Below are 14,827 nucleotides of genomic sequence, written 5' to 3'. Positions count from 1 at the left end.
TCCCTGCCTGCCTCCCACACGCAATGCCGACCGGCGAGACCCGCGGATCATACGAACCGTCGGTCGAGCGCCTCAGCCGAAGAGCCTCGCCGCGCCGCCGGCTTCAGCCCGCGCGGACGATCGCTTGGAACCTCGCGGTGAGCTCATCGTCGACGGGAATCGCATTCCCATCGAGTTCGCGCAGTGCCACGGCCGTGCGCATCGACGAGACGAACCACGCCGCATCGGCGGTCTTGACGTCTTCGAGGCGCAGATCGGCGTACTCGGCCCGCAGCCCCACCTCTTCGGCGCGTTCGAAGATCAGCCTCTGCGTCGTACCGGCGAGCAGACCCGCTTCGGGGTCCGGGGTGAGGAGGCGGTCGCCTCGGCGGATGATGAGATTCGCGGTCGGGCCCTCGAGGACGACGCCGTCATGGGAGACGAAGAGCGCCTCTTCGGCGCCATGCTCCGCGGCATAGCGGCCGGCTGCCTGGTTGACGGCATAGGACAGGGTCTTCGCCCCGATGAGCAGCCACGGGGCCTTGCTGCCGATATACGCGTCGAAGCCGCGGTCGAGGCTCACTGCCGTGACGCCCTGCGCCCGTGCGGAGCGGATGTGGTCGTCCACGGGAACTGGGAACGCCCACCCGCGGGGCCGGAACTGTCCGTCAGCGCCCTGCTGACCGCGGGACATCGCGTAGCGGATCCCGAACTCGCTGATTCCCGGCTCGGCGGCGACCACCTCGGCGATGATCGCGTCGATGACCCGATCCCACAGCCCATCGTCGGGATCCGGCAGCTCCAGCGCCGAGGCGGAGCTGCGGAACCGCGTGAAGTGCCGTTCCCGATTGACGACGGTGGCACCGTCGACGCCCATGCTGACGAGGACGGTTTCGAAGATTCCGTCCCCGCGATGGGCGGAGTGATCGGTGACCGGCAGCTGCGCGGCGGCCAGGTCGGCGAATTCGAAACTCGCGGTGGTGGGATCGACGAGGACGAGCGGATCGCTCATGCGGTACCTCCGAAGAACAGGCCGAGGATGTAGGTCATGGCGGCGGCCCCGAAGCCGATTCCGAGCTGACGCAGCGCGCGCGGGCCGGGGGACTTGCCCGAAAGCAGACCGACGATGCCGCCGGTGAACAGCAGGGCGATGCCGACGAGGCCGGCGGACAGGAACACGGCGGGCAGCCCGGACATGCCGAAGATATAGGGCAGGATCGGGATGAGGGCGCCGGAGGAGAAGAAGCAGAAGCTAGAGACGGCGGCGCCGAGGCCGGTGCCGAGTTCGTCGCGATCGACCCCGGAGTCGACGGCCGGCAGCTTCGGCGCCCGCTTGTTCTTCGCCGCCGCGATCGTGCGGTTCGCGCGCGCTTCGGCCTCCCGGGCGTCCATGCCGCGAGCACGGAAGACGAGGGCGAGCTCATTGGCGTCGATGTTGAGGTCGGCCAGAGCGTGCCGCGACTCGGGATCCGGGGTCGAGGCTTCGAGGAGTTCGCGTTGAGAGCGCACGGAGATGTACTCACCGGCACCCATCGACAGGGCTCCGGCGAGCAGACCGGAGGCGCCGGTGAGCAGGATGACCGTGTTCGACACGCCGGCCGCGCCGACGCCGAGGACGAGCGCGAGGTTCGAGACCAGCCCGTCGTTGGCGCCGAAGACGGCGGCACGGAAGTTGCCGGACAGGCGGGCTCGGGAGCGGGCGGCCAGGGCCCGGACCACCTCGGCGTGGATGCGTTCGTCGGCCGCCATCTCCGCCGAAGCCGCCTCGTCGTCCTCATAGGGAGAGCTCGTCTCGGACTGCTGTGCCAAGGCGAGGACGAAGACCGAACCGAACATCCGGCCGAGGAAGGCGAGGCAGCGGGTGACGAGGTCGGCGGAGCGACGCTTCTCCGCATGTTCGCCCAACAGCGTGATCCAGTGCTCCTGGTGGCGGGATTCGGCGGTGGCGAGGCTGAGGAGGATCTCGCGGTCTTCGCCCGTGCGGCGTTCGGCGAGGTCGCGGTACACGCGTTCCTCGAGCCGTTCGTTGGCGAGGTAGCGCTGCCAGCGGCGAATGGTCCGTCTGTCAGGTGAGGCGGGCTGCTGGGCCCCACCGACGGAGTCGTTGGTCGTCACTGGCCCGAGTCTAATCCGGCGCGCGGGGTTCGGTACAGGCGGGTGCCGGCGGGCTGCGTGGTCGCGCTCCAGTGCGCATGAAATCAACGAGTGACCGGTTGTTATCAATTCGTGACATTAAACCCGGCGAATGTCGACTAGATTAAAGCCCAATGTGAGTTGTGTCACCGTTTCGTTATAGAAGAATGTGATTCGTTACCAACGGCGAGTCATGACGGAACGTCAGAATCGAGCTTCCCCGCAAGCGCAGTCGTGGAGGCCGCCACCGATATGGACAGCCATGTCGGAGCGGTCGATTCCGGCGCGCCTTCCCCAGCGATTCCTCGGGCACAGACGAAGGAGCGAAAGGAACTCCATGAAGTTGCGCACGAAGAGCTGGCTGGCGATCACCGCCTCGGCCGGCCTGATTCTGGGCGGGGTGAGTCCGGCGCTGGCCGCAGGCCCCGCCGGCCCGACCGAACACACCGACATGGGCGTCAACGGTGACGCCGTGATGGATCATCTGCAGAAGCTCTCCGACATCTCGACCTCGCATGCGGACGAAGGATTCCGTGCGTTGGGCACCCCCGGCTACGAAGAGGCCGTGGAATACGTCGAGGACACCCTCGAGGCCACAGGCGCCTTCGACGTCACTCGTCAGGCCTTCCAGCATGATCAGCAGAAGTTCCCCACTGTCGCGGTCAGCGTCGACGGGGAGGAGCTCGAGGTCGTACCCGCCGAGTACACCGAGGGCACGACCGAACCGCTGACCGACCTGCCCATCGTGCTGCCGGTCGATGACGACTACAGCGACCTGGCAGGCGGACAGCTCGGCTGTGAGGCCGGCGACTACGATGACAGTGCCGAAGGTGCGCTCGTGCTCGTCGTCCGCGGGGAATGCGCCTTCGGGGAGAAGACCCAGGCCGCCACCGATGCCGGAGCCGCCGCAGTCCTGCTCTACAACAACGACGAAGAGAACCCCGACGATGCGCTCAACGCCACCCTCGGCGAGCGCACGGAGGGCAATGCTCCCACTGTGGGGGCGAGCTTCAACATCGGCAACGATGTCCTCACCCAGGTCCAAGAGGCCGCCGAAGACGAGGCCCCGACCGCGGACTTCACCCTGGAGACCGAGTTCACCACCTCGACGACCTGGAACGTCATCGCCGAGACCAAGGCGGGCGATCACGACAACGTCCAGATGCTCGGTGCTCATCTCGACAGCGTCGAAGAGGGCCCCGGAGTCAACGACAACGGTTCCGGCTCCGCAGCCCTCCTGGCCAGCGCCGAGGCGCTCGCTCAGCAGCCGTCCGACGTCGACAACGCCATCCGCTTCGGGTGGTGGGGAGCTGAGGAGGAAGGCCTCGTCGGCTCGACCCACTACGTCGAGAGCCTCGACGATGCGGAACTGGGCAAGATCCAGTCGTACATGAACTTCGACATGATCGGCTCGGACAACTTCATCGTCGGCACCCTCGACTCCGACGGCTCCGATGTGCCGATTCCCGACGACGTCAACGTCCCCGAAGGCTCGGCCGAACTCGAGAAGATCTTCACCGACTACTTCGCGGACATCGACCAGCCGAACGTCGGCACCGATTTCTCCGGACGCTCGGACTACCAGGCGTTCATCGACAACGGCATTCCTGCCAGCGGCCTGTTCTCCGGCGCAGACGGCACGAAGACCGCCGAAGAAGCCGAGATGTTCGGCGGCACGGTCGGGGCGAAGCACGACACGAACTACCACCAGCCCACCGACACGATCGAGAACGTGAGCAAGGAGTCGATCGACATCTTCGCTCCGGCGATCGGATTCGCCGTGCACACGCTGGCCTACGAGCTTGTCGACGCCCCGACGACCCCGCCGACGGATCCGCCGACGGATCCGACCGATCCTCCGACCCAGACCCCGACCGACACGCCTGCCGAGCGGGCGCTGAGCATCGATCCGACGACGATCGAGGCCGAGGCCTTCGTCGGTGACAAGGGAGTCCAGGTCACGGCCACCGGCTGCACCGCCGACACCACGGCGACGATGAACGTCGACCCGCAGAACGGGAAGATCGAGAAGTTCGAGCAGACCGCGACGGTCGACGCGGACAGCACGGCACGCTTCGGAGTGCGCGGACTCGATGACTCGATGGTCGACAGCTACATCGGCACCTATGCCGTCACCGTCGACTGCGACGGGGGCGAGCCGCTGACCGGATCCTTCGAAGTCGTCGCCGCCGAAGACGGCTCCGGTGGCGGTGGCGGGGGAGACCTGCCCCGCACCGGCAACGAGGCCATGCCGCTGATCATCTCGGCCGGAGCGCTCATCGTGCTCGGTGTCCTGATGACTCTGGGCTCGCGTCGTCGCCGCGACTGAGAATCACACACCCACGGGTCGGTGACCGATGAGGTCGCCGACCCGTGTGGTCATTCACCCGGCGGAGCTGCGGGCATTCGACTCGCTGGCGTGGGGTCGCCGCCGTACGGATGCTCGTTTCGCCGCCGCGGGGTCGTTCGCTCCGCTGAGACGAATCCGCTCGGTCGGCGGTCTTCAGCTCACGTCCAACCCGACCAGGGACAATGGACTTCTGTGACTCCAAAACGTTTCTTCACATTCTTCGCAGTGGCCGAGACCGTCACCTGGTCTCTGCTCATCATCGGCATGATCCTCAAGTACGTCACGCACACCACCGAGGTGGGGGTGCGGATCGGCGGGGGCATCCACGGCTTCATCTTCATCTGCTTCGTCATCGCCGTCATCGGCGTCGGAACCTCGCAGCAGTGGAGCAAGCGGCGCATCGCCACGGGGCTCGGCTCGGCGATCATCCCCTACGCCACCATCCCGTTCGAGCGATCCGTCGAGAAGACCGGATCCCTCGAGGGCGAGTGGGGGCTCGGCCGCCGCGGTCGCGCGCCGGTCGGCTGGTTCGAGAAGCTCACCTCGTGGTGCATTCGGTACCCGTGGTGGGCCATCGGCATCGGCGTGGTCTTCGTCATCGTCGTCTTCTCGGGTCTGCTCGTGGCGGGCCCGCCCTGGGAATGGGGCAGATGATCGGCAGGTCCGCCCTGTTCTGTGTCGGTGGGCTCGCTTAGGATGAGTGGGGTCGGCCGGTGATCGGCCGACGGCACACCCCACTGCGATGAAAGGCCCACTGATGGACCTGCTACTCGGCGCCGGAGGAATCGGCGTCCTCGTCCTCGTCATTCTGATCGCACTGTTCGTGATCCTCCGCTCCTACAAGATCGCCTCCCCGTCCGAGGCGCTCATCATCACCGGGCGGAACGCATCGGGCGCTTCGGGCACCGGTCGCATCGTCATCGGCGGTCGCTCTGTCGTCTATCCGATCGTGCAGAAGGCGTTCATCCTCTCGCTGTCCTCGCGGCAGATCTCCGTCGAGATCGACGGCATCTCCATCAACGGCATCGCGCTGCGGCTGCGCGGCGTGGCGCAAGTCAAGGTCGGCGGCACCGAGGACGATGTGCGCAGGGCCGCGCAGCGCTTCCTCGACCAGCAGGATCAGATCGACCACTATTCGAAAGAGATCCTCTCCGGCACGCTGCGCGCCGTGGTCGGCACGCTCACGGTCGAGCAGATCATCCAGGACCGGGCCTCCTTCGCCGCTCAGGTGCAGGAGGAATCTGCGCACTCGATGAACAACCAGGGCCTCATCATCGACACCTTCCAGATCTCGGCGGTCGAGGATGAAGGCAGCTACCTGCGCGACTGGGGCCGTCCGCAGGCCGCCGAGGTGGCGAAGAACGCCGCCATCGCCGAGGCGAACGCCGGCCGCGCCTCCGCTGTTGAGGAAGCGCAGCAGAACGAAGAGACGCAGAAGCAGCAGGCGCTGACCGACCAGGCGATCGCCGAACAGCAGCAGCAGCTCGCGCTGCGTCGTGCCGCTCTGAAGGAAGAAGCCGATCAGCGTCAGGCCACTGCCGACAACGCCGGCCCCTTGGCCGCTGCGGCGGAGAAGCAGAAGCTGCTCGAACGCGATCGCGTGGTGGCCAAGGAGGCCGCAGAGCTGCGCGCCGAACAGCTCGACGCCGAAGTGCGTCGTCCAGCCGATGCCGAGCGCTATCGGCAGCAGGCGACCGCCGATGCCAGGGCCTACGAGATCGAGGCGCAGGGTCGGGCTGAAGCCGCGGCCGAGCTGCACCGTCGGTCGAAGGACGCCGAGGCGATCCGGCTCGAGGGCGAAGCCGAAGCCGATGCGATCCGGGCGCGCGGTGAAGCCGAAGCCGAGGCGCTGCAGGCGCAGGCCGAGGCGTACAAGCAGTTCAACGATGCGGCCGTGCTGTCGAAGGTGCTCGAAGTGCTGCCGACCGTGGCCGGCGAGCTCGTGGCGCCGTACGCGAACATCAAGGATCTTTCGATCGTGTCCACCGACGGAGAGTCGAAGCTGGCGAACTCCGTGTCGAACAACCTCGCGCAGGTGCTCGAAGTGGTGCGGGGCACGACCGGTGTCGACCTCACCGATCTCGTGGCCAAGGCGAAGGGCTCCGGCGGGGCGGGTTCGGCAGGATCGGACGATTCCTCGTCGCCCGAGGGCGGAGGACCGGCCGATTCGTCTGCGTCCTCGGGCGAGGGAACAGATGAGGTTGTCGATGGGGTCGTCGCGGACGGTCCGGCGTCTGCTGGGCCGCGGGCGAACCGCACGAGCTTCGACCCGAAGTCGTTCCTCGATGACAGCGGCGTCGACCTCGACCGGATCGGCGATGAGGTGAAGAAGGCGACCGGCTTCGATGTGCAGTCCTATATCGACGAGGCGAAGCGCCGCCTCGACGAGCGTGGAGCGGCCGGCGGCTCCGGAGAGGATTCGGATTCAGACACGGATTCGGGCTCGGACTCGGATCCGGACTCGGACGAGGGCGATACGCGTTCCGAGGACTGACTGGCTCAGCGGACCCTGTTGTTGATTCAGCGGGCCCCGGTGTACGCGGCACGGGCACCGATCAGACGATCTGGTCGGTGCCCGCTGCCGTTCCCGGCCCCTTCTGTGCGGGTGAGCAACGTCACCGCAGGCACTGTATATAAACGCATGTGCATATGTTAATGTGTTGAGTCGGGAGGTTCATATGGCTCATGATCATTCGCATGGTTCGGGATCGCGGCGTCAGCTGGGAATCGTTTTCGGCATCGTCGCTGCGATCTTCGTCTTCCAGCTCATCGGCTCCGTCATCACCGGCAGTCTCGCGCTGCTCGTCGACACCGGCCACAATGCCGTCGACCTCATCGGCATCGGCATCGCACTCTTCGCGGCGACGCTGGTCAACAAACCGGCCGGTGGGCAGAAGACCTGGGGATTCAAGCGTGCCGAAGTGCTTGCCGCGGGTGCGCAGGCGACTCTGCTGTTGGGCCTCGGCGTCTACAGCCTCATCGAGGGCGTCCGCCGATTCTTCGCCCCGCCTGAGGTGCCCGGGCCGGGCCTGCTGCTCTTCGGGGCCATCGGTCTGGTCGGCAATCTCGTTTCGATCGCCATCCTCAGTTCCTCGAGGGAGAATTCGCTCAACCTCAAAGCGGCATTCCTGGAAGTCATCGCCGATGCGCTCGGGTCCGTGGCCGTCATTCTCGCGGCGCTGTCGATCTGGCTCTTCGGCTGGGAGCGCGCCGACGCGGTGGCGGCGCTGGTCATCGCGGCCCTCATCGTTCCCCGGGCCTTTTCGATCCTCCGAGAGACCGGGTCGATCCTCCTCGAGGTCGCTCCGAAGGAACTCGACCTGGACAAGGTTCGGGAGCATCTCGAATCGGTCGAGCACGTGCAGGAGGTCCACGATCTCCACGTCACCCGCATCGATTCGAACCTGCCGGTGCTCACGGCTCATGTGGTGCTCGCCGACGAATGCTTCTACGACGGACATGCTCCGCGCATCCTCAAGGCTCTCCAGGAGTGCCTGGCCGAGCACCACAAGATTGCGATCGAACACTCGACCTTCCAGTTCGACCGCGCGAAGGATGCCGCTGAGGAGATCCACACCCACGAGTGAGGCGGGGTTCCTTGCCAGCGGTGTCTTGTGGGTGCGAGGACCGCTTTCGACTGCCTGCTCAGGCTGCCACGGTCTCTTCGGCGTTGATGGCTTCGAGCTGAGCAACGATCGCCTCGGTCATCTCGACCGTATTCGACTCGCCGCCCGGGCCCCGAAGCAAGATCCCGGCCCCGGTTGCGTTCTCAGTAGCCCGGCCTACGCGGTCGGCCTCTGCTGCCAGGCCGAACTGGTCGAGCATGAGCGCGGCTGGGTCGCCTTCGACTTCACCGGAACCGTCCTCATCGTGGCACTGGTGCGGGTGATGATCGGAGTCGTGGGTCTCGGGCAGTAGGCAAGGGGCCCGGGGCATCAAACGTTGCTGAAGCGGGTCGTCATTTTGGGTCATACTCGAAATTCATAGTGAAAAAAGACAGAACACTTGTAGGATCAAAGTCACTGGCGACGTAGTTGATCAATCGGGAGACTCCATCGATGCACACCACGAGACTTGCTCCGAACGAGGCCGCAAATGCTGCGGATGGCCTTCAGAATCGTTTTTTGAAGGGGTCTTCGGACGCCAGCAGGAAATTGGCCGCCTTGAAACGTGCACGATCGCAGTGGAACGACGCCGAGAACGACTTGTCTGGATCCGCCGCGCGTACACGATCTGTTCTCAATGCGCACGCGACGCTCGCCGAAGATCTCAAATTTTGGCTACAAGAGAGGCTGTCGGGATCCGATCGGGCATGGTCCGTCCTGACGAAGCTTCATCAGGACGGAAACATACAACCCCTTGAGGTGCCTTACAGACAGAGCGGGCAAGGCGGCATCGATTTCGACTTCTCCAGGATCGACCAGTTGAAGGATGACATCGTCCTGCTCCGTCGAAATCTTGACTTGGCTCGAATTTTCACCGGTGGCGTAAGCCGACGTCTCACGCTCAGCCTTTCATCGTTCGAGGGTGCCCGATTGCACTGCATCGCTATGGCACACGAAACCGCGGAGATGCTCGCTTCGGAGATGGGGCACTTCGACGCTGTCACAAATGAAAACCTTTCGAAGTACCGAGCGCAATTGGCGGCTATCGGCGCAGAACTCAGCAACGAGGTCGACGACGTCCACGGATCTTTTCAGACAGTGATCCGGTCAGTCGGTCCTGGAGCAGTCGGATCTTGGGAAGATGCGGAGCTGCAGAAATGGGAACCACCGGAAAGCGTCGTCCCTCAACACATAGCTCAACTGCGGTATGACAATCCGGAGTTGTCGGAGATCACCAGAACTTCCTTGCAAGTGCCCCTTCTCAAAGACATCAGGAAACTGGGCAATGTTCTTCACCCCTATTCGGGAAAGGCGACTGACCGAGAAGCGTTGGACGCAGTCGTTCGGAACTTCCTCGCTCGAACTATGTGCTCATTTCCTCCGAAGAATCTCAGGGTCGGTGTGATCGACCCGCTGGGCATGGGAAACGCTGTCTCACGATTCATTCGATTGGGCGATTACAATCCGGAGCTCATCTCGGGCAAGGTACGCAGCAATACTGAGTCAATCAAAGACCTGCTCAATACGTTGACTGCACATATCGAAGTCGTGGTGCAGAAGTATCTTCGTGGGACATACCGCTCTTTGGCTGAATACAACGACGACGCAGGCGAGGTTGCCGAGGCTTACCGGCTCTTGATCGTGCAGGACTTCCCTAAGCTGTTCGACGACGACATGCTCCACCAACTGCAGAGGATCATCGAGCATGGACCGAAATGCGGAATATTCACCCTTGTGACCGCTAACACCGATTCGGACGCAGATGACTTTCGCCGTATCGATATCAGCCATTTGCCACGGGATTCTATGGCTGTCACAAACGCGGATTTTGCGCCTGGCTCTGCCTCTCAACTCGGCGACTCGGCGTGGCTGACGGAACTGAGCAACGATCCGATCAGCGAGCTCGGCGAAGAGTATGGAGGCACTGTAATCGACCAGATCGTCGACAAGATTGGTTCGAGCTCCAGGACCCTCGACATCGATACTGCGATCGAAAAGACATTTTCCAAATTCAGCGAAGTAGTTGCAGGAGGCACGAAGTCGGAACTGAGACCGGATTTGAAGGTCCCTGATCTGAGCGACTCTGAAACTTGGTGGCAGAACCGTACGAGTGAGAATGTGGTCGCTCCATTCGGCCGGTCAGGAGCTACGGAAGTCGCTACTCTCCGGCTTGATTCAGGTAATCTCACTGGAGCACTGATCGTTGGCCGCCCTGGATCTGGAAAGTCGACGCTGATCCACACGGTTCTGGCGGGCCTGACAACTATGTATGGGCCAGACGAACTGGAGCTGTATCTCCTCGATTTCAAAGAAGGCGTTGAATTTGCCGACTACGCGGAGCACGGGTTGCCACATGCTTCTTGCATAGCGGTGGAGAGCGAACGCGAGTTGGGAATGAACGTTCTCCAGTCACTTGAGCATGAGCTCAAGCACCGAGCGGACACTTTCAAAGCCACCAAGGTACAGAACATCGGCGGTTATCGCGCCATCGGTCATGAGATGACGAGAATCGTGGTGTTTTTTGACGAATTCCAAGTGCTCTTCAATGATGATGACCGGATTGGACAAGCTGCCGCCAAGTCTTTGGACCAGATCATCAAGCAAGGACGCAGCCACGGAATCCATATAGTTTTGAGCTCCCAGACTCTGAGCGGCATGATCGCAATCAACAAGCAATCCCTCCAACTGCTCAACGTGAGGGTGCTGCTGCCCAGCTCCACAGAAGATGCGATGACTGTGATGGACGATCACAACCCTGCACACCGACTCATCTCGTCGCGAGGTGAAGGAATCCTCAATAACGAGTCGGGGCGCGAGTCTGCCAACGTTCATTTCAAGGGGGCATACGAGGACGCGACTGTCCGGAAAAACAGGCTGGACGTTATGAGAGCCAAGGCCGAAGATGAAGGATTCACTCGAAAGCCCCGCATCTTCGAAAGCGGTACGCAAGCCCACTTGGAAGAGGCCGAAATGGGCCGTTTCACACCTGGCTCGACCGAGGATCCGCAGAGCCAAAGCAAGCCTGTCGTTCTTCGTCCCGGAGACGCTTTCTCACTCCACTCCGACTACTACGTCGAGCTGAAACGGGAAGCCGGCAGCAACATCATTCACGTCGACCGCAATGTCTCGCACCAGCTTGTCGGAACGTTGACTGCTCTGTGGCTTTCTGCGCGGGCGTCGAATCCGTTCATGACGCACGAGATCATCGCCTTCTCTCACATTCTTCCCGCTCTTCAGCAGGTCATCAACGGGCTCGTCGATCAAGGAGTCGCAACGCAGTATTCGAGCAAGAATGCCGAAAGCGCGCTAGCATCCGTAGCCGCAGAGATCGACAGACGGCAAGAAGAACAGGACTTCTCCTCCGCCCCCATCCTTCTCACGCTCTATGGACTCCAGAAGGCCCGTGACCTCGACCCCAACAGCTTTTCCACTTCGATGAGCTTTGATGACGAACCAAGCGTCTCCTTGCACGAGCTGATCGAAAGAATCGCATCTGAAGGGCCAGAAGTCGGAGTGCATATCGTCGCAACAGTGGATACGGCTCAAGGACTTGAGAAGAGGCTCAGCCGCAAGGTTCAACACGAATTCTCCTTTCGGCTCATCGGCGCAATGTCGAACGAAGACATCGGCCAACTCACATCGGCGACCGTTCGTGTCCGTCCTGACCAAGGACAGATGCTTTACTACGACCTCGATACCGGAGAAACGAAGAAGTATCTTCCGTACGTACTGAACGATACGGACTGGGTGGCGAAAGCCCTGACTCTAGGAGAAACGATATGAGCGACCGTGTCCACGCCAATGCCCCCGAACTCGAGGCCTTCTCACGACGGCTCCGCAGCAACGGCGAGAACGTCGTCAAACTCGCCAAGGAACTCGAGTACACGCTTCGCACGATCGACTGGAATGATCGGGTCAAAGACCGCATTGATCACGATGTCCATGACGCGACTCTTGGACTGAAGAAGTTGGCCGAGAGTCTGTTTGACCATTCTCGCGAAGTCGATGCCAAGTCCCGGCAACTCAGGGACTTCCTTGGGCGATGAGTTCTGAGAAAGTCAGCTCCAGCCATGGAGCCTTGAGCTCGCTGTCGACGAGTTTGCTGGCATTCCGATCCGGATTCGACTATTCGGCCCGCAATGTTGATCGCTCTCTGCAGTCAAGTGCACACGATGCCGATCAAGCAGTGTCGGGTCGTCGGAGAGATCTCGATGCCGCTGTCGGCGACCGAGTGAAGGCACAAGCTCGTTTATATTCAGCGGAATCCGAGTTGTCCGCGGCAGAGAGCGAACTCGCCGACGCTCTCGATGAGGACCCGCGTTACAGTGGGAATTCTGTGGGATTTGCTCGAACACGGGTGGCGAGAGCGGAGAGCGAGCTTCGCGCCGCGTCCGAGAATCTCCGGGAGGCAGAGGAACGAGAACGCGAGACACGTCGGCTGTTGGAGCGAAGTGAAAACGCACGACGGCGGATTCATTCGGCGCTCGATGAGTATCGCCAATCATTCAGCAGCGCGAGAGCCGCTGAGACGGCCATCGCCACGGCGGCTTTGACGAAACTGTCTATTCTCAAGGGAGTTCTCGGCGCCTATCTGAGCAGTTCTTCTTCGAAGTCTTCAGCATTTCGGTCGGGTTCGACTGGAGTGTCTTCAGTGCCGTCTGCAATGTCAGGTGGTGTCTTAACCGATTCGGATGCCGGGCCCGACTGGAGCGCCTACCTGTTGAGACCAGACACTTCACAGATTCAAGTCGCACCGCTTGATCAAAGTCTGCTCGAAGTCCTAGACGCAGGAGCACTCAAAACGAGCGAGTCCGAAACAGCCGCCTTTGACATGCTCATCAAGCGCTGGGACAAGGGAGGGGCCGCGATGTTCAGGCGCAATCCGTCTTTGGAAAACTTCAGGGCTCGAGATGCACGTGAGGGGCTGAGCGGCACAGATTCGTACGAGGCAATGTTCGACCTGATCACAGCCGACCCTGTCACCGTCAACCCGATTACGGGAGCCGTTCGGTCTGGCCACCTGCTGCTCCGAGCCTTGGTGAACGCAGGAGCTGACATGATTCCGATGCGGTTCGAAGGCGTCGATAGTGATGATTGAGGACACGGCTCTTACGTTGAGGAAGTCGATGCGCGATATCAAGCTCAATTGGAACGACTCACAGGCGGACAAAGTCGAGTCAGAATTGATCGTGCCTCTGATCGCGAACGCCATGAGATTGAGTCAGCAAGCCGATGATGCGCTCGCAACAGTTGCCCGCGCACGAGAAGAACTGTAGAGGAAGTATATGAATCTCCCTGAATTCGGCCTCCCCGAACGGCTTAATGTCCCGCCTTTCGGCGAGCAGCAGTCTCGGTTGGGGCGGCAGATCCTCCTCGGTGTGAAAGTGGCCGCGATACTCTTCGTTGTCTGGTTGATCATCTTCGGGATCACCTCTTGCATGAACGCGATCAACGACATGATGAGCCTGCCGACCGGCGGAGGTGTGGAATCCCCAATCCGCGTTGAAGCTACATCTCTTGAATCACTGCCCGGGCAGGATCTCCACTGAATCGGTGCGGAAGCGTTCGAGCTTTTCCGGGTCGATCGAGACGCCGAAGCCGACGCCGGTGGGGACGTCGACCTTGCCGTCGTACATGACGATCTCCTCGGTGATGTCCTCGCGGAAGAAGCGGTTCGAACCGGAGATGTCGCCGGGCAGGGTGAAGCCCGGCAGAGAGGCCAGGGCCGCGTTCGCCGCCCGCCCCAGACCGGTTTCGACCATTCCGCCGTGCCACACGGCGACACCGTGAGCGGCGGCGAGATCATGGATCTTCTTCGCTTCGATGAACCCGCCGACCCGTCCGGGTTTGATGTTGATCACCGAGGTGGCTCCGAGCATGATCGCGTCGGCGGCCGCCTCGGCGGAGACGATGGACTCGTCGAGGCACATCGGGGTGTCCATGAGCTTCGCGAGTTCAGCATGCTGCCGGATGTCGGCCTCGCCGAGGGGCTGTTCGATGAGCAGGAGCCCGAATTCGTCGAGGCGGCGCAGGTGGGCGGCATCGACGAGGGTGTAGGCGGCGTTCGCATCGACCTGGAATCCGAAGTCATCGCCGAAGGCCCTGCGCACAGCGGCCACCGGGGCGATATCCTTGCCGGGCTTGATCTTCAGCTTGATCCGGGCGTAGCCCTCTTCGAGGTAGCCGCCGATGACGTCGACGGTCTCCTCGACGGAATCCTGAATGCCGACCGACACACCCGAGGGCACCGAGTCGACGACCCCGCCGAGGTACTCCTTGAACGACTGGTCGTTGAGTTTGAGCTGGGCTTCGATGACAGCCATCTCGAGAGCCGACTTCGCCATCGGATGACCGATGACATGACGCAGATGCCATGACACCGTCTCCGCGGTGAGGTCCTCGACGTCGAAGAGCAGCGGGGCCAACCAGCGACGAGTGACGTCGATGCCGGCGGCCACGTATTCGGAGGAGTAGAGCGGGGAGATCATCGCCACGGATTCGCCCCAGCCGGTGATCTCACCCTTGGCCGTGTCGAACACCGCTTCGACGAGGTAGCAGTCCTTCTCAGTCTCCCGCATGAACGAGGTCTCGAACGGTGTCACGAGCGGAATCGAGACCTGGTGAAGGGTGACTGACTTGAGTTTCATGTGCCGGGCTCCTAAAGCGCAACTCTGCGGGTGGGTCTTCGCCTCCACCTTATGCCAGGCTCTGGAGCGGTGGTGCGGCGGTTGATAGTGTGAGCGAAAGTCGTCCTGTCGGC

The 14,827-nt window shown here is 62.3% G+C and carries 13 protein-coding genes; 9 read left to right on the top strand and 4 right to left on the bottom strand.

Annotated elements, in window-relative coordinates; all coding sequences use genetic code 11:
• Positions 1-103: 103 nt before the first annotated feature.
• Positions 104-991 carry an aminotransferase class IV gene (locus ACPUD7_RS02605; RefSeq protein ID WP_425119033.1) on the bottom strand — a complete coding sequence of 296 codons (888 nt, stop codon included), beginning with the start codon at positions 989-991 and terminating at the stop codon, positions 104-106.
• Entirely contained in the window at positions 988-2,094 is a 1,107-nt protein-coding gene (locus ACPUD7_RS02600) for a VIT1/CCC1 transporter family protein (protein ID WP_425119032.1), read from the bottom strand. The genes ACPUD7_RS02605 and ACPUD7_RS02600 overlap by 4 nt, the downstream gene beginning before the upstream one ends.
• Positions 2,095-2,449: 355 nt before the next feature.
• Between ACPUD7_RS02600 and ACPUD7_RS02595 the strand changes: the two genes are divergently transcribed.
• The 4 genes from ACPUD7_RS02595 (at position 2,450) to ACPUD7_RS02580 (ending at position 8,049) form a co-directional block, all read left to right on the top strand.
• On the top strand, positions 2,450-4,441 hold the full coding sequence (locus tag ACPUD7_RS02595; protein WP_425119031.1) for a M28 family peptidase: 1,992 nt from the start codon (positions 2,450-2,452) through the stop codon (positions 4,439-4,441).
• Between the two features lie 213 nt (positions 4,442-4,654).
• Entirely contained in the window at positions 4,655-5,116 is a 462-nt protein-coding gene (locus tag ACPUD7_RS02590) for a DUF3817 domain-containing protein (RefSeq protein WP_135541585.1), read from the top strand.
• A gap of 103 nt (positions 5,117-5,219) precedes the next feature.
• A complete protein-coding gene (locus tag ACPUD7_RS02585; RefSeq protein WP_135541583.1) occupies positions 5,220-6,956 on the top strand; it encodes a flotillin family protein in 1,737 nt (578 codons plus the stop codon).
• Between the two features lie 184 nt (positions 6,957-7,140).
• The gene (locus ACPUD7_RS02580; RefSeq protein ID WP_135541581.1) at positions 7,141-8,049 is read left to right on the top strand and encodes a cation diffusion facilitator family transporter; all 909 of its coding nucleotides are present in this window, start codon (positions 7,141-7,143) and stop codon (positions 8,047-8,049) included.
• 58 nt (positions 8,050-8,107) lie between these two features.
• Here ACPUD7_RS02580 and ACPUD7_RS02575 read toward each other — a convergent pair whose 3' ends face one another.
• Entirely contained in the window at positions 8,108-8,398 is a 291-nt protein-coding gene (locus tag ACPUD7_RS02575; RefSeq protein WP_205683378.1) for a hypothetical protein, read from the bottom strand.
• Between the two features lie 122 nt (positions 8,399-8,520).
• On the opposite strand from ACPUD7_RS02575, the gene ACPUD7_RS02570 reads away from it, so the two are divergent.
• Genes ACPUD7_RS02570 through ACPUD7_RS02550 form a run of 5 tightly spaced genes read left to right on the top strand, consistent with a single transcriptional unit; the run spans position 8,521 to position 13,616 of the window.
• Entirely contained in the window at positions 8,521-11,850 is a 3,330-nt protein-coding gene (locus ACPUD7_RS02570; protein ID WP_135541579.1) for an FtsK/SpoIIIE domain-containing protein, read from the top strand.
• Positions 11,847-12,113 carry a hypothetical protein gene (locus ACPUD7_RS02565; RefSeq protein ID WP_135541577.1) on the top strand — a complete coding sequence of 89 codons (267 nt, stop codon included), beginning with the start codon at positions 11,847-11,849 and terminating at the stop codon, positions 12,111-12,113. Before ACPUD7_RS02570 ends, ACPUD7_RS02565 begins: the two co-directional genes overlap by 4 nt.
• A gap of 32 nt (positions 12,114-12,145) precedes the next feature.
• The gene (locus tag ACPUD7_RS02560) at positions 12,146-13,165 is read left to right on the top strand and encodes a hypothetical protein (RefSeq protein ID WP_135541575.1); all 1,020 of its coding nucleotides are present in this window, start codon (positions 12,146-12,148) and stop codon (positions 13,163-13,165) included.
• Positions 13,166-13,193: 28 nt separating this feature from the next.
• Positions 13,194-13,343 (top strand): hypothetical protein, encoded by a 150-nt coding sequence (locus tag ACPUD7_RS02555; RefSeq protein ID WP_167854468.1) that lies wholly within the window; start codon positions 13,194-13,196, stop codon positions 13,341-13,343.
• Between the two features lie 9 nt (positions 13,344-13,352).
• Positions 13,353-13,616: a hypothetical protein gene (locus tag ACPUD7_RS02550; protein ID WP_135541573.1), complete on the top strand. Its 264-nt coding sequence runs from the start codon at positions 13,353-13,355 to the stop codon at positions 13,614-13,616.
• Here ACPUD7_RS02550 and menC read toward each other — a convergent pair.
• Entirely contained in the window at positions 13,590-14,714 is a 1,125-nt protein-coding gene (menC, locus tag ACPUD7_RS02545) for an o-succinylbenzoate synthase (RefSeq protein ID WP_425119030.1), read from the bottom strand. The genes ACPUD7_RS02550 and menC overlap by 27 nt on opposite strands.
• Positions 14,715-14,827: the final 113 nt, after the last annotated feature.

This window comes from Brevibacterium sp. FAM 24630 (assembly GCF_049804075.1).
GTDB lineage: Bacteria > Actinomycetota > Actinomycetes > Actinomycetales > Brevibacteriaceae > Brevibacterium.
The sequence above is the reverse complement of the archived record's forward strand: the minus strand, read 5'-3'. Positions and strand labels throughout refer to the sequence as shown.

Coding starts and splice junctions, on each gene's coding strand:
- ACPUD7_RS02605 (WP_425119033.1), bottom strand. CDS start 991: ATGAGCGATCCGCTCGTCCTCGTCGATCCCACCACCGCGAGTTTCGAA.
- ACPUD7_RS02595 (WP_425119031.1), top strand. CDS start 2,450: ATGAAGTTGCGCACGAAGAGCTGGCTGGCGATCACCGCCTCGGCCGGC.
- ACPUD7_RS02585 (WP_135541583.1), top strand. CDS start 5,220: ATGGACCTGCTACTCGGCGCCGGAGGAATCGGCGTCCTCGTCCTCGTC.
- ACPUD7_RS02580 (WP_135541581.1), top strand. CDS start 7,141: ATGGCTCATGATCATTCGCATGGTTCGGGATCGCGGCGTCAGCTGGGA.
- ACPUD7_RS02575 (WP_205683378.1), bottom strand. CDS start 8,398: ATGCCCCGGGCCCCTTGCCTACTGCCCGAGACCCACGACTCCGATCAT.
- ACPUD7_RS02570 (WP_135541579.1), top strand. CDS start 8,521: ATGCACACCACGAGACTTGCTCCGAACGAGGCCGCAAATGCTGCGGAT.
- ACPUD7_RS02565 (WP_135541577.1), top strand. CDS start 11,847: ATGAGCGACCGTGTCCACGCCAATGCCCCCGAACTCGAGGCCTTCTCA.
- ACPUD7_RS02555 (WP_167854468.1), top strand. CDS start 13,194: ATGCGCGATATCAAGCTCAATTGGAACGACTCACAGGCGGACAAAGTC.
- ACPUD7_RS02550 (WP_135541573.1), top strand. CDS start 13,353: ATGAATCTCCCTGAATTCGGCCTCCCCGAACGGCTTAATGTCCCGCCT.
- menC (WP_425119030.1), bottom strand. CDS start 14,714: ATGAAACTCAAGTCAGTCACCCTTCACCAGGTCTCGATTCCGCTCGTG.